General features: G+C 39.8%; 24 protein-coding genes. 5 read left to right on the plus strand and 19 right to left on the minus strand.

The window, feature by feature from the left end:
• Positions 1-89 precede the first annotated feature (89 nt).
• Positions 90-1,085: a LacI family DNA-binding transcriptional regulator gene (locus tag JOC83_RS05815; RefSeq protein WP_205186024.1), complete on the minus strand. Its 996-nt coding sequence runs from the start codon at positions 1,083-1,085 to the stop codon at positions 90-92.
• Between the two features lie 296 nt (positions 1,086-1,381).
• On the opposite strand from JOC83_RS05815, the gene JOC83_RS05820 reads away from it, so the two are divergent.
• Both JOC83_RS05820 and JOC83_RS05825 read left to right on the plus strand, forming a co-directional pair.
• Positions 1,382-1,711, plus strand: a complete 330-nt coding sequence (locus JOC83_RS05820; protein ID WP_205185197.1) for a hypothetical protein — start codon at positions 1,382-1,384, stop codon at positions 1,709-1,711.
• A gap of 182 nt (positions 1,712-1,893) precedes the next feature.
• A complete protein-coding gene (locus JOC83_RS05825; protein ID WP_205185200.1) occupies positions 1,894-2,082 on the plus strand; it encodes a hypothetical protein in 189 nt (62 codons plus the stop codon).
• 207 nt (positions 2,083-2,289) lie between these two features.
• Here the strand turns inward: JOC83_RS05825 and JOC83_RS05830 are convergent, their stop codons facing one another.
• From JOC83_RS05830 to JOC83_RS05850, 5 genes are all read right to left on the minus strand, one after another.
• A complete protein-coding gene (locus tag JOC83_RS05830; protein ID WP_205185202.1) occupies positions 2,290-2,439 on the minus strand; it encodes a hypothetical protein in 150 nt (49 codons plus the stop codon).
• Between the two features lie 134 nt (positions 2,440-2,573).
• Positions 2,574-2,942: a DUF3892 domain-containing protein gene (locus JOC83_RS05835; protein ID WP_205185204.1), complete on the minus strand. Its 369-nt coding sequence runs from the start codon at positions 2,940-2,942 to the stop codon at positions 2,574-2,576.
• Between the two features lie 63 nt (positions 2,943-3,005).
• Positions 3,006-4,787, minus strand: a complete 1,782-nt coding sequence (locus JOC83_RS05840) for a dynamin family protein (protein WP_205185206.1) — start codon at positions 4,785-4,787, stop codon at positions 3,006-3,008.
• A 1-nt stretch (position 4,788) separates the two neighbouring features.
• Positions 4,789-6,702, minus strand: a complete 1,914-nt coding sequence (locus JOC83_RS05845) for a dynamin family protein (RefSeq protein ID WP_205185208.1) — start codon at positions 6,700-6,702, stop codon at positions 4,789-4,791.
• 17 nt (positions 6,703-6,719) lie between these two features.
• Positions 6,720-9,359, minus strand: a complete 2,640-nt coding sequence (locus tag JOC83_RS05850) for a dynamin family protein (protein ID WP_205185210.1) — start codon at positions 9,357-9,359, stop codon at positions 6,720-6,722.
• Positions 9,360-9,845: 486 nt separating this feature from the next.
• Here JOC83_RS05850 and JOC83_RS05855 point away from each other — a divergent pair, with 486 nt between their 5' ends.
• From JOC83_RS05855 to JOC83_RS05865, 3 genes are read left to right on the plus strand one after another with little or no spacing between them, the layout of a single operon-like run.
• Positions 9,846-11,330: a spore germination protein gene (locus JOC83_RS05855; RefSeq protein ID WP_205185212.1), complete on the plus strand. Its 1,485-nt coding sequence runs from the start codon at positions 9,846-9,848 to the stop codon at positions 11,328-11,330.
• A complete protein-coding gene (locus JOC83_RS05860; protein ID WP_205185215.1) occupies positions 11,327-12,508 on the plus strand; it encodes a Ger(x)C family spore germination protein in 1,182 nt (393 codons plus the stop codon). Before JOC83_RS05855 ends, JOC83_RS05860 begins: the two co-directional genes overlap by 4 nt.
• Before the next feature lie 17 nt (positions 12,509-12,525).
• The gene (locus tag JOC83_RS05865; RefSeq protein WP_205185218.1) at positions 12,526-13,635 is read left to right on the plus strand and encodes a GerAB/ArcD/ProY family transporter; all 1,110 of its coding nucleotides are present in this window, start codon (positions 12,526-12,528) and stop codon (positions 13,633-13,635) included.
• A 297-nt stretch (positions 13,636-13,932) separates the two neighbouring features.
• Here JOC83_RS05865 and JOC83_RS05870 read toward each other — a convergent pair whose 3' ends face one another.
• The 13 genes from JOC83_RS05870 to cntA form a co-directional block, all read right to left on the minus strand.
• The gene (locus tag JOC83_RS05870; protein ID WP_205185221.1) at positions 13,933-14,994 is read right to left on the minus strand and encodes a hypothetical protein; all 1,062 of its coding nucleotides are present in this window, start codon (positions 14,992-14,994) and stop codon (positions 13,933-13,935) included.
• A gap of 10 nt (positions 14,995-15,004) precedes the next feature.
• Positions 15,005-16,447, minus strand: coding sequence for an MBOAT family O-acyltransferase (locus tag JOC83_RS05875; protein ID WP_205185225.1), 1,443 nt, complete (start codon positions 16,445-16,447; stop codon positions 15,005-15,007).
• Between the two features lie 309 nt (positions 16,448-16,756).
• Positions 16,757-17,731: an anti sigma factor C-terminal domain-containing protein gene (locus tag JOC83_RS05880; RefSeq protein ID WP_205185228.1), complete on the minus strand. Its 975-nt coding sequence runs from the start codon at positions 17,729-17,731 to the stop codon at positions 16,757-16,759.
• Positions 17,715-18,227 (minus strand): RNA polymerase sigma factor, encoded by a 513-nt coding sequence (locus JOC83_RS05885; protein WP_205185230.1) that lies wholly within the window; start codon positions 18,225-18,227, stop codon positions 17,715-17,717. The genes JOC83_RS05880 and JOC83_RS05885 overlap by 17 nt, the downstream gene beginning before the upstream one ends.
• Before the next feature lie 193 nt (positions 18,228-18,420).
• Positions 18,421-18,879: a carbonic anhydrase gene (locus JOC83_RS05890; RefSeq protein WP_205185232.1), complete on the minus strand. Its 459-nt coding sequence runs from the start codon at positions 18,877-18,879 to the stop codon at positions 18,421-18,423.
• 14 nt (positions 18,880-18,893) lie between these two features.
• Complete coding sequence (locus tag JOC83_RS05895; protein ID WP_205185234.1) at positions 18,894-19,901, minus strand: sodium-dependent bicarbonate transport family permease; 1,008 nt, start codon at positions 19,899-19,901, stop codon at positions 18,894-18,896.
• A gap of 122 nt (positions 19,902-20,023) precedes the next feature.
• On the minus strand, positions 20,024-20,386 hold the full coding sequence (locus JOC83_RS05900; protein WP_205185236.1) for a Na-translocating system protein MpsC family protein: 363 nt from the start codon (positions 20,384-20,386) through the stop codon (positions 20,024-20,026).
• A 236-nt stretch (positions 20,387-20,622) separates the two neighbouring features.
• The gene (gene cntE / locus JOC83_RS05905; RefSeq protein WP_205185238.1) at positions 20,623-21,804 is read right to left on the minus strand and encodes a staphylopine family metallophore export MFS transporter CntE; all 1,182 of its coding nucleotides are present in this window, start codon (positions 21,802-21,804) and stop codon (positions 20,623-20,625) included.
• A 17-nt stretch (positions 21,805-21,821) separates the two neighbouring features.
• A complete protein-coding gene (locus JOC83_RS05910) occupies positions 21,822-22,562 on the minus strand; it encodes an ABC transporter ATP-binding protein (protein ID WP_205185239.1) in 741 nt (246 codons plus the stop codon).
• The gene (cntD, locus tag JOC83_RS05915) at positions 22,562-23,368 is read right to left on the minus strand and encodes a staphylopine uptake ABC transporter ATP-binding protein CntD (protein ID WP_205185240.1); all 807 of its coding nucleotides are present in this window, start codon (positions 23,366-23,368) and stop codon (positions 22,562-22,564) included. Before cntD ends, JOC83_RS05910 begins: the two co-directional genes overlap by 1 nt.
• A gap of 1 nt (position 23,369) precedes the next feature.
• Positions 23,370-24,257 carry a staphylopine uptake ABC transporter permease subunit CntC gene (gene cntC, locus JOC83_RS05920; protein WP_205185242.1) on the minus strand — a complete coding sequence of 296 codons (888 nt, stop codon included), beginning with the start codon at positions 24,255-24,257 and terminating at the stop codon, positions 23,370-23,372.
• Complete coding sequence (opp1B, locus tag JOC83_RS05925; protein ID WP_205185244.1) at positions 24,258-25,190, minus strand: nickel/cobalt ABC transporter permease; 933 nt, start codon at positions 25,188-25,190, stop codon at positions 24,258-24,260.
• A gap of 61 nt (positions 25,191-25,251) precedes the next feature.
• Positions 25,252-26,856 (minus strand): staphylopine-dependent metal ABC transporter substrate-binding lipoprotein, encoded by a 1,605-nt coding sequence (gene cntA, locus JOC83_RS05930; protein ID WP_205185246.1) that lies wholly within the window; start codon positions 26,854-26,856, stop codon positions 25,252-25,254.
• Positions 26,857-26,899: the final 43 nt, after the last annotated feature.

Raw genomic sequence — 26,899 nt, forward strand, 5'->3', positions numbered from 1 at the left:
TAATGTAATCGATTACATTTATTGAATAAAAAAATAGAGTTACTGAACTTATATGTAATCGATTACATTTTGATTAAAAATGCTGTAGCTCAGCATTTTCTACTTGTCTCTCTAATAATTAACTTATCTTCGAGAATGTACTGTTTCTTTTCAATTTCTTCTTTATTTAATTGTTTGATTAACAGCTTCATGGCGGTCTCCCCCATTTCAAAAGAAGGCTGTGCAATCGTCGTTAGAGACGGTTCAAAAATCGAAGCAAATGCGATATCGTCAAACCCTACAACCGAGATATCATTTGGCACCTTTAGCCCTTTTGAATGAATAGCTTTAATCGCTCCAATCGCCATTTCATCATTAGCTGCAAAGATGGCCTCAGGTGGCTCCTGCATGTCTAAAAATGTCCCCATAGCTGCGTAACCACTCTCGAATGTAAAATCCCCTTCTTGAACAAGCAAATCCTTTTCACCAAGCTTGTTTTCTATCATGGATTGACGAAATCCTTCTAGGCGATCACGCCCTAGCACCACATCAAAAGGTCCTGAAATAAAGCCTATTCGTTTATAGCCTAAGCTGACGAGGTAATCGGTCGCTTTTTTCGCACTTTGAACATTGTCAATCGAAACGGTAGGAACATTCAATCCAGGTGTATACTCGCAAGCCAGTACAACTGGAAACTCCAAAGCAATCTCTTCAATTTCTTTTTCAGAAAGTCTGGCTGTCAGCAAAATCATTCCGTCTGCTTTTCGTTGTCGTAAAAGATGTAAATAATCACTTTCTTTCTTCGAATCGTTCAAAGAATCTCCTAACAGCACTTGATAGCCGCTTTGGTTGGCAACAAATTCGATTCCTCGAAGAACTTTTGAGAAAAAGGTATTTGTGATATCTGGAACAACGACGAGAATGGTCTTTGTCTCCATTCGTCTAAGCTGTCTAGCCAATAGGTTTGGCTGATAATTGAGAGCCTCAATTGCTGCAAGCACTTTTTCTGCGGTATCCTTCTTTACTGCACTAGAGTTCGTTAATACTCTTGAAACAGTAGCTGTTGAAACATTAGCCTTCTTTGCAACATCGACAATCTTAACCATCGTCACATACGATCCCTTCAAACAGATTTTCCCCTAACGAAATTGTAATCGATTACATTCTATTTGACAACCACTTTTTTCTAGCTACCCTCATAAAAACCAATTGATAGATTTTCTACGCCCCAGGCTTCCTTCTATCTTTTTGAGACATTTCACAATGATAAAATACGTTTCGTCCGTTTTAATTCTACATCCATATTTCATCACTTCTATTTACAAAACTAGTGTTTACATACAAGCACAATTACTAGATTTGAATATACATATAGTAGATTCAAATCAAAGGAGGTGTTTGTTTGTACTATAGAGTGAAAAAGAAAAGGCATTGTTGTGGTGGCTGCTATTGCAACTGCTACTATTGTTGTCCTCGTTGTTCATCTAAAACTGATTGTTCGTTTTGTCAAGACGCTGCTCTCCTTAATGGTCTTAGTTCTTCTCAATTTCTTCGTTCCGATCAATCAGGTACATTAAACGGCAATTTAACAGTCAATGGTAATTTCATAAAATTTCCTACTGGTAATTTCACTTGTGATAGTAGTACAGCAGGAACCGTTTTTTATGATCCAGGTCAAGGTAAATTATTTCTATGCAACGGAACAAACTTTGAAGAAATTAGTAGTTCTTAATTAGATGAATGAAAAGTCGATTTCTTAAAAAGAGATCGATTTTTTGACTTTAAAGCTTAATAAACACTTATCGTTAAATAAAATTTTATCACTTCTTTTTACAAAACTAGTATTTACGTACAAGCACGATTACTAGATTTGAATATACATATAGTAGATTACAAGCAAAGGAGGTGTTTTGTATGTATTATAGACCGAAAAAGAAATGTCACCGTTGCTATCCGTACTATTACCACTGCTGCTACTATTACTACCACTGTTGTTATCCTTATCCACCAAAATCTCAGTGGTCATATTATGAAAACGGCGGTAATAATTCTTCTCAATTTCTTGGTTCAGATCAAACAGGCCCATTTGACGATGAAATGTAAGGGTAGCACAGCAGGAACCGGTTTTTACAATCCACTATGATTTCTTTGCAACGGTATAAGCTTTGAAGGAATGAGTCGCTGTTAATAGGTTGTAGTTTCATGTAATGAACGAAAAGTCGATTTCTTAAGAAGAAATCGACTTTTTGATTTTATGGCTTGCTAAACAAGCATCGTTAACTATCATTTAACATGTTTCTTTAACGGAGCTTAAAGATACCCAAAATCATACGTATCTATAAATAAGTCATGTCCACGTTTCAGACACCAAAAAGAGACCGTGTGCATGATAGAACGGTCTCTTTCATTGTGATAGATGAGAGTAAAAAAGCCTTCTTTACGCTTACGCTGCTCAGCCATTGAACCTTTACTCTTTAAAACGTATTGTTACGTGGACAATTCTAGCATTACTATCCATTTGAAGAAGCTGTGTCATTTTGTGCAGTTTCCCTCACATTTATTGGCCACTTGCTGTAGCTTGTCTATACGAAACCCTACTTTTCTCCTTCGTAGTTCAAGTTATTCTCTAGAATTCCATCTGGATTTGACCTTACATAACCATGACCATTTCCATCTCTAAAGTATCCATCAACCACTGTGCCATCTGATTTTACATAACCTTCAACAAAATGCGGCTTTACATGATGGAGATCTAATCGTTCCATTTGAAATTTATTCGCATGAAGTAAGGGATCATAATGTTGACAAATATGTTCATTCCCTCGACTCATTAAAGGATGATCAAAAGAATGTACGGATACAGGCATTTGATTATTCGTATCCAACTGTCCCCCACTAACATTCTGTTGCTGATCCGTTGTATCAACCTGTAAAGAATTACTTCCATTTAAAAAGTCAAACATATGAATTTCCTCCTTATTACAGATAGTTTTCTCTTATTACGTGCTCGTCAAAACAGAAAACATTCAGTTAAGTTTATTGATTAAATCACCAACTCGAGTTTCTGCTTGAAGTAATTGTTTTTTCTGTTCATTTTGCGCATGAATATTTTCACGTTTATGTTTTAATTCAAATTCAATGTTCTGCTCGACTCTTCTTGATTTGTAGTTGAACTCGTCCATTGTAGCTTGTGTAATCTTTTCAATTGAATTGTGAATATAACGTTCAATTGATTCCGAGAATGACTGTTTTACAACATATAACTGCTTTCGAGCCTCTGAAATGACCTCTGGCTTTATCGTCTCTAATTGCTGTTTAAGTAATTTCTTTTGAATAAACGGTAATCCAGCCATCCCTATAATCGGAATTAAAATGGGTCCTCCAAGGATCATGGCTAAAGAGCTTATCCCACCTACTAAAAGGCCTGAAGTGACAATTGGATCCATTGTATCGCGATCTTCAAAATGAATATCTTGGTCACTAGAGATGTGATAGGCTCTAAAGCTGTTAATTTTCACTTCCTCCTGAAATGACCTTGTCAAACCGGTCGATATTTCTGTTTCAAGCTTTCCTAATAAAATATGAATCTTATCAGAATAGCCTTCAATCCATTGCTTCAATCGTCTTTTTATAAACGAAGAAATATGTGACTTTAAAAATTCGTTCATTTCACTTCCATTATAAAACTGAATTTTTTCTTCTACCTCGTCATTTACTTGTTCAAACAAATGATCAATCGATTTTCTAACCATGATGACTATTTCAGCTTTTCGATTATCAATATAAGTATGAAGCATTTGGTCACGGTCCTTTTGCTTCCCTTTCCACTCTAATAGCCGATCTAAATCCCCATTTAATTCACTTGCTTCTTTTTGCAGAATTACCTGCTTTTCTCTAATATGTTCAAGCAGCTCATTTAATGAATGCATCAATCTAGTTTTATAGCGAATCGTTTTTTCCTCACTCCTTGAACCAGATTGACATAGCTGCTTCATTCTTTCCTCAATCGCAGTAATTCCAGAAATTCGTATGAGTTCTTCATCATTATCTAGCTTTCCTGTTAACGCCTCGTATGCCGATAGTGGAAATACGTCGACCTGCTTTAAACCACTACTCGCCTTTATCCGATTTTGGATATCAATTAATACTTCGTTAACTTCATCTTCCTCTTCCTCAATTCGATCGATAAAGTTAGCAATAAAAATAATTCGATCAAGGCCCTGTTTCAACAACGTTTCTGATAAAAAAGTATATTCTGTTTTACGTAGCGGTGCTGAAATATTGACGATAAAAAAAATGACATCTGCTCTTGGTATAAATTGATACGTCACATTCGAACGAATCGTATTGATATCATTTAGACCTGGCGTATCTACAAGAACCATTTTATCTTTTAATACTGCTGATGGATTAAAAATCTTGAGATACTCGATTTCTTTAGGGTTAAAGTCACTAGAAGCAATAAATTGATTTAAATCCTCGATTCTTTTGGTTGGTTGTTCAGCCTTACTGTTTACTTTATGTACTTGAAATTCACGTTTATCTCCCCATGTAATGGCGTTAATTGTAGCAGTTGTTGGCGTAATACCTGTTGGTAAAACATCCTCGCCTAGTAACGCATTAAGAAACGTTGATTTTCCGTTATTAAATTCACCAACCGTTACAATCATAAATACATCTTCTTCCATATCCTTGTTCAGTACATCTAAGGAATCACCATGCATTTTATATGATAAATCTTCAGCTATTAAATTAGCTTCTTTCACAAGTTCAAGCAACTCACGCTTGCTGTTCGTAACAATTTGCATACTATACACCCACCGTCATTTTTAAATGACTGCCTTCTAGTTGAGTCATAATGTCTTGTACTTCTTTTTCCTGCTCATCAAGCTTCGCTAGTAATGTGTTAATTTCCTGTGTGGACATTTGATTGTTTCTAATTAAACTCATAAGCTGGTTTTCTTTTTCTTCGATTTGCTCATTAATGATTTCTTTATACTGTTCAGTCACCTTTATAGCTACATCTGACCATTTACCATTGAACTGTCTTACCTTTTCTGGAATGTTAGCTCTAAAACGATGATTGATTTCTTTTTTCAGCTTTTCATACACATAATCACGTCCGGTAATAAACCTTAACACCGCATGAATTCCATCGAATATGAAACCACCAATAACAAACAATCCGCTAATTAGTAATGCACCTGGTAGTAACCAAAATGAACTGATAATTGTGCTTGCAATCATGATAGCCGTTATTTTCCCAGTGTGATTCATTAGTATGTCTGAAAAGTTCATACCATCATGATAGCCAGACGAAGACTCTGATAGCAGTGTGACAAAACGATCGTCAAATGCTGAGAAAGCATTCTCTAGTTGTTGACTTTCTACTTGAATAACATCAGAAACTCGCTTTTCTACTTCTTTTTTGAATTCTTCATGTAAATTTCTTTCTAATGGTGCAGCAGTACTTTCAATTGAACGCCTCAAAGTATCAACATTACAGCCCTGATAATATTGATGTTGTAACGTTGCTTCAGCAGAATCAGCTATCTTATAAAGCTCTTTTTCGTACCAGTTCTTAATGTTACTTCCCTCTTGCGTAATCTTCCATTGAATTTTTTGTGCCGTTTCGTTACCGATACGTCTAGTATCATCAAGCTGTTGACGTAATTGCTGCGATTGTTCCTGTAGATTCGTAATATTATTATTTAACGATAGCCGCTCAAACGGGATGTGTTTATCTAAAATTTCTCTGGAAACCTTTAGTCCTCGGTTAATTGGTTTCTCTAGCTTCACAGCACCACGTTCATATTGCAAAAAGTCAAGAAGTTCACGTTCAAGCTCTTGAAAGCCAGTTTGTTCCAAAGGCAGCAGAGGTCTTCGCTGTTTTGGTAGGTCTTCTCCATTTGCAAGGCGTCGTTGCAAGAGAGCATGACGGGACGACACGAAAAATAGTCTCGGATCATCGACAATTCCTGATAGCTCCTTTTTTACATACTGATAAACCTTTTCAAGGTCACCATCTTTTCGAAGCAAATCTTTAAAGTTAATGACAAAGAAAATCTTATTGATATCAGCTGAAAGCACTCGATCTCTTAAAAAGCTAACCTCAGATTCTGACAATGCACGAGTAGCATTTAATACGATAATTGCAGCATCGCTTTTAGGAATATAATGATTTGTTATGGCCTCCCGATCCGGATCCAAATCATTCGTACCAGGGCTATCTATTAAAACAATGTCATTTTTACAAAGCTCTACAGGATAGCCAATTTCAGCATGATCAATCGATTTAATTAACTCTACTGATTTTTTCAAGTTGACCAATGTGTTTTCATCACCATCAATGGGCTCACTAGGTGCAATAATCTTTTTAAATAACTCTTCATTTATTTCCTTAGGCGGAAACTTCGAGTTTCGGTAAAATAGTTTGTGAGACCGCTTCTCGTTATAATAGACTTTATTTAAAATCGCAGTAGTTGGTCTAACTGAAGCAGGCAAGATTTCTTTGCCAAGAAGTGCATTTACGAAGGTAGATTTCCCATTCGAAAACTCCCCTACAACGATGATTTCAAATTCTTCTCGATGAATGGCTAAAATGGTATCCGTCAACTGCTTACTGAGGAACCGTAAGTTCATATCCTCTGTCAGTTTATCAAGTCTCATTAATTGTTTAATAACTTGACCTTTTTTTTCTTGAAATAGAGATAACTGAGACAAATCGAAAACTCCTTTCATTATTGAGGAGAATTGCACCAATCAAAACCATACACTCCTTTGGATTCTTGTGAAAATTTTGAAATGACAAGTTCTCCATTCTCTGTAATAGTTACCGTGTATTCTATACTATATAAGACCTTTGATGCCCAACCTGACACTGAATCATAAAACTGTTCTTCTACTAGGTAGACCGCTTCTCGTTCACTAACACGTTTTAACGGTTCTAATTCGACTACGCCAAAATCTTCTGCCCCATTTTCATAGTAGCAGCCCGCTTCACTATTGCTATATGTTAGAAACGTATGATATACGTCAAGATTGGCAAAGTAGGATGTCCGGTCTAACTGAAAGTGATTTTGAAAGTTTTCATACGCAAAATTCGTTATAAAACTAGTGATGTCATCATCGGTATACGCATTCAATGTTAAGGTTTCATCGTAACGATCACCTTGTGCATTCACATTGCTAGAAGGTACAAAGCTTGTATAGTCTGGTTCCCCTGAAATCCATTGACCCTCACTAACTTTAAACCATCCCTCATCCTTCTCTAAAACATCAAACTGATCGCCAAGCACTGCCATACCAACCTTCTCAGCTTCAATGCTTGGACCACTTCTTATATTTAAATGTTCAACTTTGACTTCTGCCGTTCCAATGTAGTTACTTTCTTCATCCATCAGTTTCGAAACCACATCATTTTTCACATCACTCATCCAGCCTATGACTCTATCTGTCATTAAAAATACCTTAGGATGCAGGTTGTTTTGGTAGAGCATAAATAGCAACAAGCCTGTTAGTGTCATTAGCGTATACGGACGCAGATACGTTGTATTAAACGTTGGCATCTCTTGTACAACTGGGGTATATTCACTACATATATGTAAGGGAACTTGATCACTCACATTGTAAGGAAGCTCTGGTGAAAACGACATGTGAATGTTATTTTGTTGCAATTCAATACGGTTGTGATGATAGGTGTCTATAACTCCCCTTGCCGTTTTGATTTGTAACAGATGATCTAACGTTGCTCGAATTTCTTCAATAACATCCAAATAAATACCATCCACTTTTTCCAAACATTCAAGATTAGGAATAACTTGCTTTTTAATTAACCGTTGTAGTTCATCTATATAGCTGTACTTTTCCAAAAAGGCTAAAGCTTGCTTTTGGCTTTCATGCTCTTCTTCAATTAATTCAAAGATGTTTTCCTTATGTTCTTTCGCCTGCTTAAACAATTCAGTTCGTTGATTATTTATCTCTCTTTGAATTTGTGGAATGGTTTTCTTGAGCGTGTCCTGTACTTGAGCTTGCTGCTGTTTCATTTGCTGCTCTAACTCTAGACACTCGGCCCTTTTATTTTCTAATAGTGACAGCACACGGTTTACTTTAGCTAGACGCTGCTTTTTTGCAAATAATTGCTTAACCCTTGTCATTCCTGAGCCCACAGCATCGTTATGTAAGTCTTTTACATAGAGAGAATAATCAACAAAGTCCTTTGACTTGTTTTTAAAGGAAAGAATCGTATAATTTAACGCCGTAATCATGTCTACTAACGAGCTATTGTTTCTAGCTAGTTGCTGTTTCTTCAACGTATCTTGAAGCGTTGACAATGATGTTACTTTTTCAGAAAATAAATCCCACTGCTTCATCTCCTGCTCTTGTTTGTTGATGTTGTTTACTGTATTGACTTTTTGTTTAAACAATTCATGCTGATTCTTCTCTACAAATTGCTTTAAAGCTTGTACTTGTTCATCGTAATTGTCCTTTTCTAAAAGGTTTACCGTCTCCGTTAATAACTCCTCAAAGAAACCTTTGCTTTTCATCAATATGCGATTTTCTTTTTTTACAGAATCGTTTGCTATACCATCTAAAATGGCATGAAGCTCGTCAAAGTTACTCCATTCCCACTTTTCTTTATCACTTTCAATCATCGCTTCTAATGCATCCATTGATGATACACCTATTAAATTCCGCAGATGATGCTTATGTTTGTGACGCTCTTCCTGTAAATAGTCATCAAGCTCGTCATCTGATTGCTCATAATGAAGATCAATAGCGTTAATAATACCTAGCGGCACAATCCTTTCTTTATTTATTAAGGCAATTGACCTTTCTTCCGTTAAACGGCCAACTATACCGTAACGGAACAACCAAATCACATCATCTGCCCGTGAAATAAACCGTTCTGTTTCATATGTATGCGTCTGATTCGCTGCATTCAACCCAGGTGAATCAATGAGGGTAATGGTCTTTAAAATTTCCTTTGGAGCTTCTACAACTAAATAATCGATTTTTTTCCGGAGATGTGCACCAACAGGATCGCCTTCAGTGGATATTAGTTTTAAATGACGGTGATCGAGTATTTCCTTCGTTCCATTTTTAAAAACTGCATATAATTGATACGTGTCTCCGTATTTGATAATCGTATTGATCGCTGTTGCAGGAGTGACATCTGATATTAGTAACTCTTCTCCTAGTAAGGCATTTAGAAAAGTCGTTTTACCAGCTTTAAATTCCCCCATTATCATAACCATCATTTTTTCTTCGGCGTCTTCAATTAGCTTTTGAAGTGTATAAATAAGAGAGGGGGAAGAGGTAGTATGTATGATATTTTTAATGTTATGTAGTTGTTGAAGTAGCTTTGGTACATTTTGCATAAGAACCTTCATGCTCGCTTTCATTTTTTATACAGACATGTATGTGTCCTATGATTTCATTCAATAAAAATCTTAAAAAAGTCATTGTCCATTCAGAGAAATCATCTCTTTGTGAGTTCTCTAACAAATAAAACACTGTCATTGCCAAGAGGAATTTCCAACTCCACAACTAGGTATATTTCCTCTCAATAGAACAAAAATATAGTAATCTTTTCACATATCAAATTCTATTCTATGGTAATTTTTATCTACCAGTCAATACCATTGTATAAGAATGGAAAAACGATAAAAGGAACGTAATTGTCAAAATAAGCAAGAAAAAGAATACATACCAAAAAACGCTCTCACCCTTTTTAAAGGTACGAGAGCGTTTTTTACGCTTTAACAAACCTTCCTCCACCCCAAACAAATCCCCCTTCGTCGCTTACATGTTTTCTCGCTTTTCGGACACACTAAATGCACCAAATGAACAAAAGGTGAGAAGTTATGAAGTCGAATGAAAAGCTAGAAGAGCGTGTCGGTCATCTCCTTCGTGAGCTAGGAAACGGTGCAGATGTGAAATCACGTTATTTTCGATTGTCGGATCAAGAGAAAGCAGCATGTATGATTTATATCGAAGGCATTGTGGATACGGCTTCGATTCAAGACCATATTGTGGATCCTCTGTTAAATAAGCACATTAAATTCGATCACGCATTTATTGATCAGTTAATTGAACGCGTGGTTGAAACAGCTCTTGTGGAAAAGATAACGGATAAGCAAGCACCAGGTAAGCTGTTAGAAGGCTTTGCCCTTATTGTCGTTGACCAAGAAGAGATCATCATTGCAGCGGACACCGTCAAGTGGCAAGAGCGTTCGCTTTCGAGTCCAAAGGGACAGCGTGCATTACAAGGCCCTGACCTTGGATTTACCGAAAGCCGTGGTGGCAACGTGGCCTTGGTGAGGAAATGGGTAAAAAATGCGGACTTGCGCCATGAGTTAACAACGTACGGAGACTTAACGAATACGACTGTTTCTCTTTTATACATAGAAGGCATTGTGGAACCAGACATTTTAAACGAAATCAAAGCCAAACTAGCAAGCGTTGCGCTTGATTCGGTTTTAGATTCAAACTATATCGCAGAATCAATCACAAAAGAAGCACAATCGATTTTTCCATTAACGCTTAACTCGGATCGTCCAGATGTGGTAGCGGCTGAAATTTTAGAAGGAAGAGTGTGCATCATTGTGGACGGCTCTCCTTACGCATTAATCGCTCCTGCGGTGTTGGTTCAGTTCTTTCAGTCAGCTGATGATTATTATCTACCCGCTCCAGCTTCGCGACTCATTAGGAGAATACGCTTCCTTTTGTTTTGGCTATCTGTGTACATCCCTGGTACCTTTGTTGCGTTTACAACGTTTCATGCGGGTATTTTGCCTGTGAATTTACTCGTTGGATTTGTTGCGCAACGAGAAGCCGTTCCGTTTCCTACGTTTTTAGAAGTACTCGTTGTGGACTTTCTCATTCAAGCGATTCTTGAAGCGTCAAATCGCTTACCTCAAAATGTGTCCGTTACGATTTCTCTATTCGGCGCGATTGTATTTGGGCAGTCGTCTGTTGAAGCACAGCTTATTCAGCCCATTACATTGGTTGTATTAAGTGTCTCCTTTATTTTATCGAGCATTATCCCCATTGCGACCATGAGCTATGCGACTCGCATTTTAAGAGTGGCGTTCATCCTCATTGGTGCTTTACTTGGCTTATATGGAATTGCGCTTTTAACGCTGCTTTTATTGGTTCATTTATGTTACTTACGTAGCTTTGGTGTACCGTATTTAGCTCCATTCGCGCCGTTTACACTTAAGGATCAACGAGATACTCTTATCCGAAATCCAATTCCGACTATCACACACAAGGAAGTACGTTTTCATAAAGAAGAGCCGATGGATTCAGCCAATCAAGTCAATGAAAAAGAGGAGAATGACTCTTGAATTTGTCTAACTTTCGACTCATTTCATTGATTTTCCTCATTGTAGCGGCGACTCTTTTAGGCTACTTTGAGACCAATCGATTCGACTCAATTGTACTCGTATCAGCATTAGGCGTTGAAAAGAAAGAAGAAAAATATGTGGTATCCATCCAAGTCTTCAACCCTGCCGCTAATCAAAAGCAAGGAACGGATGAAATTGGCGGCTATACGTATGTTCAATCAGGTCGTACCATTCCTGAGGCGATTGAAAAAATTGATAAAAAACTCTCGAAGAAACTATATCTGAATACGCTGCAAGTCGTCGCATTAGGAGAAAACGTAGTAAAAGAAGAAGGCTTGAATCCTTTATGTGATTTTCTCATTCGAAACACAAGCATTCCTGCCAACACTCAATTAGTGGTCACAAAAAAATATGCACCGGATGTGTTTTTACAATTGTTCACCCCCGATCAAAAGCTTTCGAGCTTGTATGTTACCTCTATGCTGAAACAATATAAGAGCCATTGGGGCGCGTTAGTTCTGACGTCACCGGAACGTGTGAAGAGTTTACTTGAAGAACATACGTTAGACATTGTCATTCCTTATATTGAAATACGAGGTGAGATTGAAGAAGGACTAACCAAACGTAACATTGAACAATTCAAGCCTTCCTCGCTCCTTTCGTTATCAGGCTTGGGAGCGTTTCACAAAGACAAGCTGCACCGCTTTCTTTCTGCATCTGAAAGCGATATCCTCTCGCTCATTAAAGATGTGAATCAAAAAGTATCAATGACTGTACCCTGTGAAGATTCGAACGGCTTTGTTACGATTGACACGATTCAAACAAGCTCTTCGATTTCATCCAAGGTCAAGCCTCTTTCGTTTGCCATTGATATTCACATTGAAGCGAATATTAACAGCATGACTTGTCAAAAAGAGTTATCAGATCCTAAGACCATCAAGGAATTAGAGAAGACGATTGAAGCAAAAATCACAGAGGACGTTAACAACTATGTCTCGAAAGAGCTTGAATCACCATCTGACGTTATGGGATTAAAAGATGTGCTGTATCGTGAGCACCCTCACTATTGGAAAAAAAACAAAGGTACGTTAGAAAACAGCCATGCTGATTGGGATGTAAAAGCCAATGTGAACGTACAAATTGTGAAAATTGGTTACACAAACAAAATATCGAGCTAGTAAGGTGGGATGGATGGATGAAAAAATTGAATGTATCACTCGTTCAGTTGTGTACGCTCATGCTGTTGTTTTTAACAGGCAGCACCATTGTGGTAGGATTAAATTTTTCTGCCCAGCAAGATAGCCTACTAGCCATGCTAATCGATCTTGTCATTGGGTTGATTGTGTTTTATGGATATATCTTCATTGTTCAAAAAAGCGATTGGAAGGGATTCGCGGATTTATTAAAAATGGCGTTTGGCTCCTTTTTAGCTAAGTGGGTCGGTGTACTATATAGTCTCTATTTCATCTACCTTGCAGGAAGAGTGACGATTGACTTTGCTTATTTCATTAGCCAAATTCTTCATCAAAATTCTCCAGTATGGGTGATTGCGATTTCCTTTTTGTTTGTGGTGGTATATTGTCTCATGCTTGGTTTTGAAGCTGTGGCTAGAAGCTCAGAAGTGATGGTTTTTTTCTTTTTACTGCTCATCGTGATTCTATGGGGACTTGGTTTTTTTTCAGAAGAATTTGAGCTGAAATATTTAGGGCCTCTTTTTACACAAGGATGGAAGAAGCTTGGTGACATGATTTTCCCAACCGGCATTACCTTTCCTTATGGAGAGCTCGTTGCGTTCATCGTTCTTCTACCTTCCGTTCGTGATCGGGAAAAAATGAAACAAGTGGTATGGCTCCCTCTTGTCATCTCTGCTTTTATTATCATTGTGACCATGGAGCTCATTATCGGCATTCTTCATACTCCTTTTGCATCGTTTTATTTCTTTCCATTTGTTAAAGCAATGGAGCTCGTCTCATACCTTGATTTGATTGAACATCTCGAAATCTTTACGACTCTTCTTTTACTAAGCGGTGGATTTGTGAAGGTAACCGTCTTTCTTTACGCCGCCCAAGTAACGTTCAATCAGCTTTTTCACATTAAAAGACGCATTTGGCATCCCATTGTATTTGTGGCGGTTATGCTGTTTTTATCGTTGTTTCGAAGTCAGAACCTTGTTGAGCATCTCTTTGTCGGCTTAAAACAAGTTCCTTACTATCTACATCTTCCGTTTCAGTTTATCATTCCATTTGTTTTAGGGGTTCTCGTGTTTTGGAAAGCACGAGGGAAGAAGTCTAAAATGCATATGTGAGTTAGATGATCCTCTTCTCACTGCGTCATGACTTTGCTGACTTCTAATTCAACCGTATCTTTTCGTTTCATTTTCTCTTCTCCTAGCTTTTTAATCCATAAAAAATAGGTGTACGTCTTAATCAAGCTAACTAGTTAAGACGTACACCTATTTTTTCTACACTTCCTTCTCGATTTTCATTGAATCAAATGGCCATTTAACAGCAAACGAAGGCGCTTGATTTTCATTCAAAATCAAGCATACCCCTCAGTTATTGACTGTAAGAAAAGATGACTGTATATAAGAAGAGGCGTCAGCCTACAATTCACTCACCTGAAAATCAATTACTTGCTTACGAAGGTTTTCGATTTTCTCTTCATATTCTTCCATAGAACGAATGGGATGTTCCGTTGCGATTCGATCTATAATCTGATTGTTAATGAACTCGTAATAGTGAACCGCATCTCCCATGTAGTTTTTGATGTTGTGAGTAACCGTTGCATCATCTTGAAAATCGTAAAGTTGTACATTGTCATATTTACTTAGCAATTGAAACACTTCTTTTTTAAACGCTAAACGCTCCTCTAAGTAATCAGGGTGCTTTTCATAAAACATCCGATGATTATAGACGGGATAAGGTGCATAGAAAAAGGTAAACGTTGTATCTCGGTGTTTTTCAAGTAATGGAATAACATTTTCACGAAACGATGTAAGCATGACTTCCCTTCGTTCATTTTCAGGGAGTTCGTCAAGTTCACCTGTTTCCTCTAACCATTTTGTAATTCGTTCAATGGTCTCAGGTGGGGCAACTTCTCCAAATTTATACAGTGATTCTACGTCACGACTCCGTTCATTTCTCACCTTATTCGCTTCTAAATTCTTTTGTAGAATATCCACGTTGTAAGAGCTGAATAGATAGCGAATATCATTCACCTTATACTGATCATACATGTAAGTAGGAAACGGAGTTGATGATTTTAATACCATATCAGGTTCTTCAGCAAACGAATAGAAATTAAGTTCCCAAATAACGTGCCCTACCTTTTTTTGTTCCTGCAATGCAAACTGAGCAACCATGGCTTGTTCCTTTGCATAAGAAGCGGGAAGCGAACCATTAAAAGACGTCGTATTTAACTTCTCATCCACATAACTTTCTCTAAAGTTACGCCCCATGGAAGTGGCTGTAATGATTGTTTCATACTCTCTATTTCGCAAAAGGCCAGGCATTTGATACCTAGCATCTGCGATGTATTGAGAACGATACAGTGTTTGTTCTCGATAATAAAAAAGCGGATCAATGATGTAAAAAATAAGAGACACAAGCGTAACTAATGACAAGCCCGCTCCTAACAAAGCTGCCAAAAACCGTTTATTAGACATGGATGACACCTCAAAAGTTAAAGTAAATAAACTCGCTTACACGAGTGAAATAAAAGAACGAAATAACTAAAAGAAGGCTCACAAATACGCCTGCTTTTACGGATGGTGTAAACGCTTTTAACATCGAAATTGAATTTCTCATGACCACAATTACCCCAAGTCCGATTCCCAAGTAAAGAAGCAACTGAAGGTCAAAGTAATAAGTAGCTTGTTGAAAATTAACCCCAAATGCATCACTCATCACCCGTGCAGCTGCTGGTGGCAAATCAAAAGAACGAACATCAAACATCTTATAAATCATCGTATTAGCAACTGTCAAATCAGGAGCGCGAAAGTAGACCCATGCTACATGCACAAACAAAAAAGTCACCGCCCACGCAACGACTTTTGGCAAGCGAAACGGCAACTTGCTCCACATGCGATACAAGACACTAGCTACACCATGAAGAGCACCCCACACGACAAACGTCCAACCGGCTCCATGCCATATACCACTAATAAAGAAAATCAAAAACAAATTCATGTACGTAATGATTGGACCTTTTCGACTTCCTCCAAGCGGAATGTAGAGGTATTGCGTGAAAAAACGTCCTAATGTGATGTGCCATCTTCTCCAAAAATCTTGAATAGTCAGAGAACGATACGGCGAGTTAAAGTTTACTGGTAATTTAAAATTAAACAGCAGCGCTAAACCGATGGCCATGTCGCAGTAACCGCTAAAGTCAAAATAGAGCTGAAGCGTGTAAGCTAGCGTCGTGACCCAGCTATCGACAAAGGTTAACGCCTCTAAGTTGCGATATCCATCATTTGCATAAAGAGCAAACGTATCTGCCACCACCACTTTCTTCGCAAGCCCTATTGCAAAAATATACAATCCCGACGAAAAATGATGAAGATTGAACAAACGGTTCTTCTTATCATGAAACTGCGGAATTATTTCACTATGATGAACAATCGGTCCAGCAATTAACTGCGGAAAGAACGTTACAAACAAGGTGTAATCCACAAATGTATAGCCATTTGTTTCTCCGCGATATGTATCAACAATATACGCAATTTGTTGAAACGTGAAGAAGCTGATGGCTAATGGCAGCGCAAGTTGAAGCAACGGCATGTTCGTTTGAAACAGGCCATTCACATTCTCTATGAAAAAGTCGTAATATTTGTAGTATCCAAGCAAGAAAAGGTTAAAGGATACCCCAAAAATGAGCATGGTTTTTTTCAAAAGATGACCCTCTTTTTTATTAATAACCCATGCAATTAAATAGTTTACAAAAATTGAAGCAATCATTAATGGAAGATAGTTAATATTCCAAAAACTATAAAAATAAAGAGAAGCTCCTACTAGAAATAGCTTCGCGATCGACTGATTTTCTAACCTTACCAAAAGGCGGTAACTAATCAATACAATCGGTAAAAAACAGAGGATAAACACGTAGGAATTAAATAACAAGCAAAAATCACTCCTCTAGTATAGATAGACAACTTTAAAATCTTACCATGAACCCTCCCTACTCACAATCTTTTTTTTATGTCCATCCAATACGTGATTTTGCCTATTAAATCAATGGATTTTTCATCTTCTGTAATCTCAACATATTGATAAAAGAAGAATATGTACAAAAGAAGCCGCTAGTCACTCTAGCAGCTCTTCTCCGTTCACCCCTCTCCCCATCGCTCATATGCTTTCTTTTCATGGATAAGGGCTTACTTCCCTATTTTTTTCTTCTTTTTGAACAAACGCAACGACAAACTCTTCCTATTAATATTGACTCGTTGTCGCTCCTAACGTCGCACCGCGAATCATAGATAAGTCGTTATATGTTTGTAGACTTTCTGGCTTTCCTGTAACCACTACGCCCGTGATGCGAAGGTCGTTTGGCTCAAGTGGTTTGACACTTCCCTTTGTAAGCGTCGTATAGATTTCTTTCGCTTGATCCTGATAGTTTCCCCCATCTTCTTTTAGCATGTCTAGCATCATCGTAAACGTTTGTCCTACTGGAGCGTCTGAGCGTTTGTCGTAGCTAAATCCATAAGCACCATCACCAATGATTGTATGAATGTCGTTTGTCACGTCATTTCCGTTGATCTCATTATGCTCGTTTATTCTCTCTTCACTGAACGTATCGACCCACATCCAGACAAGATCCTCCTTGAAGATTTTTTCTACTTCTTGGATGGTGTATGGTTTGTCAAACGAAAAGGCCATTTCTACAACATCTTTGTCACTAATGTCAGGCAAGAGCGCTCGGTCGTCATAGATTTTTTTATACGTGACGCTTGGATGGAAGAACTCGATTGCTCGCTCTCCTTCAAAATAAAGAACGATTCGCTCATCATAAACATGACCAGACCCACCTGGCCCATCGGTTGTTATTACTCTGGAGGTACCAAACACCGTAAACACCTTTTCACGTTCTCCCCACGAGATTGGCACACCGCTCACTTTTTTTATCACTTTTGTTTTGGCCGTAGCTGAAAGAGCAGAATAATTATACGAAGTGCCTTGCTCTTCAACATTGGCTCCTTGAATGGTGTTCCACGCCGAATCCATGCTCGTTTCTTTCTCCATTTTCTTCAGCATCACAAAATTCCCAACATAATAGAGTCCAAACACCACAACTAAGCTTACAATCAACGAAATCGCAATCATTTTAATCAATGAACGTCGTCTTGCTTGTTTAATCAAATTTTCAAATTCATCGTCTTTTGGTAAAAAATCATGTTCGTTGCTCATGCTCATACCTCCTATATTCTTCAATAAACTGCTGTCGTGCTCGGTACAAACTCGTTTTAATCGATGCTTCCTTCGTGTGATACAGCTGTGCAATTTCAGTAATTTTTAGTTCTGTACTGTACTTCAAAATGAGTAGCTGTCTGCTTTTTGGACTCAGCTTATTTAACACCTCTTGAATAGCTCGACCCAGCTCACTTTGTAGCACAACTTTCTCTGGGGTTTCTTCCTCAAAAAGCTCTTGAACATTGAACTTCAATAACAGATTTTTTCGTCTCGACTGTTTTCGCGTCATGTCGTAATAATGGTTAATTGCCACTTTAAATAACCAGCTTTGAATGTTGCTCGTTTTAATCGAATCCATGTATGTTAAGAACTTATACGCGGTCTCTTGAATAATGTCTTCTGCATCTTCTTTTGAAGCCCCCATTTTCAGTAAATATGAATAAACAAATGCTAAAATCTCATTCAGCTTCTTTCCCATTATGGAATCATTCATCTCATACCTCCCACCATTAAAACGCATGAGCTAAGAAAAGGTTAACAAACATTTCTAAAAAAAGAAGGGATTACCTGAAAAATGTTCGTTCTTTCTGCACAAATAAAAAAACCACTCCTCTATCCTTTAAAAGATAGAGGAGTGGTTTTTTTGCATGTCTTACCCACTACGTGTGAGCTTGAACACTCTAATTTTATACAGACTGATGCTCACCCGTTTCACTATCAATCCATACACCTTGCACACGAACTGATTTTGGCATCACTGGATGAGATTGAATGAGCTTCACATTCTGTTTCACAGTTTGCTTCATGTTTGTTTGGCCAACTAACCAGCTTATAAAATCTGGTTTCGCACTGTTTGTGTAATTAATTGTTTGAATAACTTCCTCGCTGATTTCAGCTGCTTTTATCTTCTCTTCTAGCTGTGCTTTTTGTCGTTCACTTGTTTGTGTTTGCTCTCCAATGACATAAATCTCTTGAATGCCTTCTTCATAAACAGCCAGCAGGACGTTTCTCATTAAACAACCGTATGGCTGTGAAATTGTGAGGTCATGCATTTTTACCATCATCATTTCTTCTTTAGGCTGATTCACAATCGAATTTAGCACATCTTGTTTCTCTACGTTTGTTAGTACCATTACTTTTTTCATTGTTTTCATTCCTCCTATTGCATCCATTGTGCAAGCTGATAATAAATTGGAATTCCTGCAATTAAATTAAACGGAAACGTAATTCCTAAGGAAAGCCCTAAATAAATCGAGGGATTGGCTTCAGGAACCGATGATTTTAATGCCGCTGGTGCTGCAATGTAAGAAGCACTTCCAGCTAATACGCCCATTAACGTCGTTCCCCCTAAAGAGAGACCGACTAAGTGGCCCACAAGTACACCGAGGCTTCCAAATAAAAGCGGTGCACCCATTCCGAAGATAAGCAATTTCACTCCATGCTTTTTCACTTCAGGCAGTCGCTGACCAGCCGTTAATCCCATGTGTAATAAAAACAGCAGCAGCACGCTCCCATAAAGGTCAATAAAAAGCGGCTTCACAGTAGGGATGGCTCGCTCTCCAAGTAAAAGACCAATCGCTAAGCTTCCGACAAGCAGCAGCACACTTTTTCCAACCAAGCTTTCTTTCATAACGGCTGGGTCAATAAAATTGGTTGACGGTGAGACGAAGCCTAACGAACGAGACGAAGCCGGTGACAGCGTATGTCGAGACTCTAGCCCTTTAAGCAGCAGCATCGAGACAAAGATGGCAGGACTCTCCATCAGCACGACAATCGCATTCATGAACCCTTCATATGAAATGGCCTGCTTTTCTAAAAACGAAATGGCCGCTCCATACGTGACAATGCTAATGGAGCCGTACGTAGCCGCTAACCCAATGGCATTTTTTCGGTCCATGTTCATAAAACGAGTGATAAATAGCGTAATAATGGGAATAATCGTCCCTAGAAAAAGAGCGCCAATGATTGGGATGAACACATCGTTTACCGAATAATGAGCAAGCTCAATCCCCCCTTTTAAGCCAATCGCAATGAGTAAATAAAGACTTAATGCTTCACCAATGCTTTTTGGAAAAGCAAGGTCTGATTTTAAAACGGCTGCGATGAGTCCAAGAACAAAAAACAAAACAGCCGGTGACAATATGTTTTGCATAATAATGTCTGACATCTAATTCCTCCTTTATCAAAAATCCAATAAAAAAACCGGCACTTCTCAAACAGCACACGTGTGCCTTGTTTGAAAACTGCCGGTTTATCTTTAACGAACGTTCGTTTTTTAAAGATCTCCCATCAGATTGTTTTTTCGTAATCTCGGTCCATTTTAAAAATCATCACGCGCTCTCCTGTTCGCGTACTAATATCGGTATGAAAGCTACTGATTTCTTCTCCCGTAATGGCTGTCACAATTTCTTTTAATTGCTGAACCCCGGACTCAACAAGCGTTGCTCGGTTCTTCTTAACCGACAATCTTCCGTCCACTGTTTCGCAGACTGCGTACTCGGCAGGTGTGAGTACTCCCCGTAAGTTAACAATGATCATGTCACGTAAAATATCGGATTTGACCGACACGGAACCGCGCCCTAAATAATCCTTTTCCCATTGTGTAATGGCTTTGCTAATTTCCGATTCAATTAATCCTTTTGATTTTTTCATAGCTGCTCCTCCTTTTTTTCCCAACAAAAAAAATCGGTCTACTCCTTAATCTAGTCACCTAGCTAAGAAATACACCGATTTATTTACACTTTTCTTTTTTTATCACGACAGCCCCTTTTCATCCAGTCAAATGGTTATTTAACAGCATGCTAAGGCGCTCGTATTAGTAAAAAGTCAAGCACGACATCTCTCGGTTATTTAATTTAAGAAAAGATTACTGCATCTGAAAATAGTTGTCAACCTAAATTTTTTTCTCTTCGCTCATACGCAAACAAAATCATCATACCGCCTAATGCGGCACACATCATGTACATGAAGGAGTAAGAGAAAAGATCGGCAAGCGGGCCCATCATAACACCGCCAAGCGAAACGCCTAAATCGGCGGTCGCGATAAACAAGCCAAGCAGCACGTTGCGGTTCGCTTTTGGTAGCACAAAGCTTAAATAAGTGGTCAGTGTTGGATAAATAAGGGCTTGCGCTATTCCCATTAATATCGCTCCTGCGTAAAAGAACACCACTCCGCCCGTCACAGAGAAGCTTACGCATTGAGCCGCTAATGCAAGCACTAGCATCGTCCCCATCATAAACGACCGGTGCCACTTTCCGTCTGATGGAATGTGTTTGCGTAGCGTGAAGCGAGCTAGGACAACCGTTGCCGCTTGAAGCATCAAGTAAATTCCTGCATGTCCACTCGGCACCTCTTTTGCATACAGCGGAATAAACGTCGTCACTGCTCCAAAAATCACCGATGAAACAAGCATAAGCACGCTGCACTTGAATAAAAACGGATTGCGAAAAAGCTCACCAAATGAGGCAGACATCTTGCCTCGAGGGGCGTTTCCTTCTGTGTTTTGATCGTCCTTTTTAGGCTCCATTTTCGCACTATAGCCAACAAGACCCGTCACAACGGCAATACCAATCATCACATAAGTAAAGGCGTCCATGCCTCCTTGCCACATACTTAACGCCAGCAATGGCCCCAAAATACCCGGTATGTATGAAAAGAGTGAATACAGTGAGATTCCTTGTGAACGATCTTTTTCTGGCAATGCATCAATGATTCCAATTTGTAGCGCCATGGAGAAAAAGGCGGTCGACACCCCTTGCAGCATCCGGGCAACAAAATAGCCTCCTAAACCTGTAAATGGATAGAGCAGTAACGCAAACCCGTTTACAAGTAAAATCGTTCGCAGCACCTTAATCGGTCCGTGCTTTTGAATGAGATGACCGGCAAAGGGGCGGAAAAACATTGTCGTAAATAAGTACGCCCCCATCACGATTCCAATGGTTGTATTCGTCGCCCCTAACGCTTCTCCTTGTAGTGGAATGATTACGTTCAAAATGGCATTCGCACTAAAGTAAAGAAGCACCAGCACGTATAAGCGTAAAAACGGCAACGATAACGCTCCTGTTAACATCGTTTTCTCCTTCTTTCTTAAAAGGTAATCAACGTGTTCAATAGCTTTTTCGCATAAGGAGACTGTACATGACGTAACTCCTCCACTGCGACGGTTTCTTCGACTTGTCCGTCTTTTAAAATTAGCAACCGATCACACATGTACGCAGCCGCTTGCAGGTCATGTGTAATAAAGATATAGCTCATGTTGTAGCGAGTTTTTAACTCTTTTAGTAAATCTAAAATGTGCACTTGAATCGACACATCCAATGAACTGATGGCTTCATCAAATAAAATGCACGATGGTTCCGTTGAAATAGCTCTTGCGATGCACACGCGTTGTACCTCTCCACCTGATAGCTCGTGCGGATATTTCTGCTTATACGACAGCGGCAAGCCAACCTGTGTTAGCAAGGAATCCACCTTCTTTTTATCGTGCTGATTCGTTAGCGTTAATGGCTCCATAATCGCTTGTTCAACGGTCAAAAAAGGGTGAATCGACGAGCGATAATCTTGAAACACCACACTCATCTTGCCAAGTCGTGCGCGTCGATTTACAACGTTTTCTCCGTTCAGCAGCACTCTCCCTTGATCTGGCTTTTCCACACCAAGAAGCAAGCGCCCAAGTGTGGATTTTCCGCTGCCGCTTTCGCCAATAATACCCAGGCATTCTCCGCTTTCACATGTAAAGCTTACATTGAGGATGACGTGCTGCGTGTTTCTTGACAACCAGCTTCCTGCTTCATAAGACTTTTCGACACCTTCTACTCGTAATCCCATTATTCTCTCCCCATGATCTTGGTAAAATGGTCACTTAATGCAAGTCGAGTGGACACTAAATAGTTCGTATAGTCATGCGTTGGCTGTGAAAAGACGGATGACGTCGGCCCTTGCTCGACAATGTGTCCATCCTTCATCACAAGCACCTCATCGGCAAGCTTTTTCACAATCCCTAAATCGTGAGACACAAATAAAATCGCACAGCCTACTTCTTCACGTAGCTTCCTAAACTGCTCCACCACTTCAAACTGTGACACCGTATCAAGAGCGGTCGTTGGTTCGTCCGCAATAACAAGATCTGGCTCTAGCACAAGGGTTAACGCAATCATGATGCGCTGCAGCATCCCACCTGACAGCTGATGCGGATACTTGTTCATCACACTTACTGGATCGTTCAGCATCACTCGCTTCATCGCTTCCTTCAATCTTTCATCACGCTCATGCCTGCTCCACTGAAAATGCTCGGCAAGCGTTTCATGCAGGTGAACACCGACTACACATGACGGATCAAACGCACTCATTCCGTTTTGAACAATCATGCCGATGTGGCGCCCACGCTTTTTCCTCATCTCTTTTTCTGACAGAGAAGACAGACTCTCACCTTTAAAAAACACCTCACCTGATTGATGAAGCGAGGATGGATTTAGTTTCATAACCGCTCGGCACGTCACCGATTTCCCGCTTCCACTCTCCCCGACAATCGCTAGGCAGCTTCCTTCTTTTACTTGAAACGAACTGCGATGCACGATCGTGTTTCCACGATGAGCGTCCCATACGTGTAGTTGTTTAACCTCTAACACATTCACGTTACTTTGCCACCTCTTTTCCACGGAATTTGACGTTCATTTTCACAAGTAGCGGCTTCTTTTCGTTTGCGAGCGTTGGATTTAAGGCGACTTGAAGGGAATCCGCTAGAAAGTTAAAAGCCGATACGACTATCACAATAGAGATGCCTGGTGCAAGCATGAGCTCAGGCTTCGTGAACATCACCTGCCTGGCTTCGTTTAGCATCATGCCCCATTCTGGATTCGGCGCTTTCATCCCTAGACCGAGAAAGGATAAGCCAGATATTTGTAAAATCATTGAACCGATGGAGCTACTTGCGACAACAGCAATATCCGAGAGCGTAACAGGAAGAATGTGCTTTCTAATAATGTGATGAGACGGCATCCCAATCGCTTTTGAAAACGTCACGTACTCTAATTCGGTATACTGCATCACAGACGTTCGAATAACGCGGGCAAACCACGCCCATTTCATCAACACAAATGCAAGAAGAATGTTCTCTAATCCGACTCCTAGCATCCCAACAATCGCCAAGGTCATCACATATACAGGAAACGACAGCATCACATCGCACACCCTCATGATGACTGCATCCACCCAGCCTTTAAAATAACCAGCGATAAAGCCGATTACCGTTCCGATGAACACCGACAGAACGAGCGCAACAAGGACCCACAACACACTCGGCCGAATGCCATACAACAGCCTCGATAGCACGCAGCGTCCGAGATGATCGTTTCCGAACCAATACTCAAGCGATGGCGCCGCGTACCGAAGCTTCATATTTACAGCGAGTGGGTCATGAGGTGCGATCAAGGGTGCAAAGATGCCAAGCAGCATGATGATGAGTAAAATGCCTAATGAAGAGATCCCTAGTTTATCGTGACATAACCGTTGAATACATGTCATTTATCGCCCCGCCCTTACTCGTGGATTCAGTGCCGCTTGTAACACATCAGAGACCATATTAAATAATACAAATGAGACCGCAATTAGTAAGACGTAAGCCTGAATAACCGGAAAGTCTCGGCTTAAAATGGCTTCGACACTCAAGCTTCCTAAGCCCGGCCAAGCGAACACATTTTCAATCACAACGGTCCCACCTAAAATTATCGGAATCGCCATACAAAAAATCGAAATCGCCACTTGAAGAGAGTTTCGTAGCACATGCATCGTAATCTTTTTTTCCTTTAGTCCCGATGCTCTTCCATACAGCACGTACTCTTTATTCAATTGATTTAACATAGAGCTCCGAACGTTTCGGAAATAAAGACCGATGTAGCTTACGGAAATGACGGAAACTGGCAGGATGTAGCTTTGATACGAATCCATTCCGCTTGTTGGTAGCAAATCAAGCTTTACCGACACATACCAAATCAACATCGCCGCTAACCAGTAGGCCGGAACAGCGGTAAAGAAAAAGAGCACTCCGCGAATGAACTGATCAAGAGCACTGCCTGCTTTTAACGCACACAGAACACCAAGTGAGATTGATAGACTAATAATCACCACAGAGGAAACGAGCGTCAGCTTTAACGTGTTCCAAAAAGCTGGACCAATGAGTGACCACACTGGTTCTCCTTTTACATACGATTCTCCAAAATCTAGCTGCAAGCACGCCACAAGCCAGTTTGCATAGCGAACGAAAAAATGGTCATTCAGCCCAAGCTCTTCGTTCGTTTGTTGAATGAGCTCATCTGTGATAACCGGGACATCTTGCGCTTGCAGCACAAGCTCTGCTGGGTCTAACGGTGAAAAGCTAACGAGCACAAACGTTAAAAAGGAAATAACCACTAGCAGCGGAATTGAGATGAATAGCCTTTTTAGCACATATACGCCCATGAAATCTCTCCCTTCTCTCTTCTTTTCCTACCTAAATAAAAAAGGGGACTTGCCCCCCTTTTTATTCAAAGTACATTTGTTCAAACGGTAGCTCATATTGTGTTTGCTTAAACGAAATGCCTTTTAGCTCTTTCGGTGCCACTACGGTTACATGACCGTTTGTTAGCGGAATGAACACTGCTTCATCATGGACCATCGTTAAAATATCACCATATAGTGCTTTTCGTGTTGCTTCATCCTTTGATACTAAAACATCTGCCATTTTTTCATACATCTCGTCTGCGTTTGCCATTCCTTTTGTTGTATGTAAATAGGCGACTTCTGATTGAAACGCATTAACCGTACTTTGTGGATCATATGCAAGGCCCCACGTTTGATTGAACAGCAAGTCATACTCTCCTGTTGCGCGGCGGTTCGCAATCGAGGTTGATTCTTCTCCAAGAATGTCTAACTCAATGCCTACTTCTTTTACGGAGCTTTGAATAAATTCTGCTTGTGCTTTTTGAGACGGTGAATTTGCATCATAGTAAAGCTCCATCGCTAATGGCTTGCCATCTTTTTCTCGAACAGACTGGCCATTTTCAAACGTCCATCCAGCTTCTTCTAGTATCGCTTCTGCTTTTTTCACATCGTATGGACGCTTGTTCAGCTTCAAATCGGCGTAATGAACGTTTGAAGAAAACAGTGTCTCGGCAACCGTTTCTTTGCCATTTAACAGATCTTCACTAATCGTTTTACGATCAATCGCGTGCCAGATCGCTTCTCTCACTTCCTTCTCGCTCACCGGGCTTTCCTGCTTACTGCTGTTGGCAACTATCATCTTCGTGTTCATTTCCTTACTTTGAACAACCTGATACTTCCCTGATTCAACAAGCTGATTCACTGCATCTGCATTCATGCTGTCGGCACCTCGGTCATCCGTAAACGTCACGTTCACTTCACCCTTTTGTAGCGCTAAAAACGTCGTTTCACCTGCTGGCAGCACTTTTGCTGTTACGTTTTTCACTTTTGGCTCTCCGCCCCAATACGTATCGTTTGCTTCAAACGTTGCGTATTGATCGACTTTATGTTCCTCTAGCTTGTAAGGACCTGTTCCGTGATAGCCGCTTACGCCATCTTTTGTTTCACCATTCTTAAAATCCTTCGGTGAAATAAATACGTATGGTCTTGTCATCGATAGCTCCACAAGCGTTGGATAGTAAGGCTCGGACAATACGAGTTCCACCGTATACTCGTCAACGGCATTGACACTGACGATTTTACTAGATAGCTGAATCCATGAATGTTTTTCACTGTTGCGTTGAACCGCTTCTATGTTTGCTTTCACGGCTTCCGCGTTAAACGGCTCTCCATCATGAAACGTCACATCATCTCGGAGGTTAAATGTATACACTTTGCCATCCTCTGACACATCCCAAGACGCTGCGAGTAACGGCTTAATTCCGTCCTCTGTGTTTTCAACTAATGATTCATACACCATCCCTTGAGCCGGCATTGACCCAGGGTATAAGTGCGGATTCATGTCATTAATGTCTTTTGCCGTTGCATACACCAGTTCATCTTGCTTCTTTTCAGTCGAGCTGCTTGAATCAGCCGAGCACGCAACGAGCATCGCGCAAGCCATAACGGAGATGGCTGCTCCTTTAAATCGTTTTTTAATCGTCATTTTCTTTCTCCTTTTTCATGTTATTCCCTCTAATGTATGTGTG

It is taken from the genome of Priestia iocasae, from assembly GCF_016909075.1.
Taxonomy (GTDB): Bacteria; Bacillota; Bacilli; order Bacillales; family Bacillaceae_H; genus Priestia; species Priestia iocasae.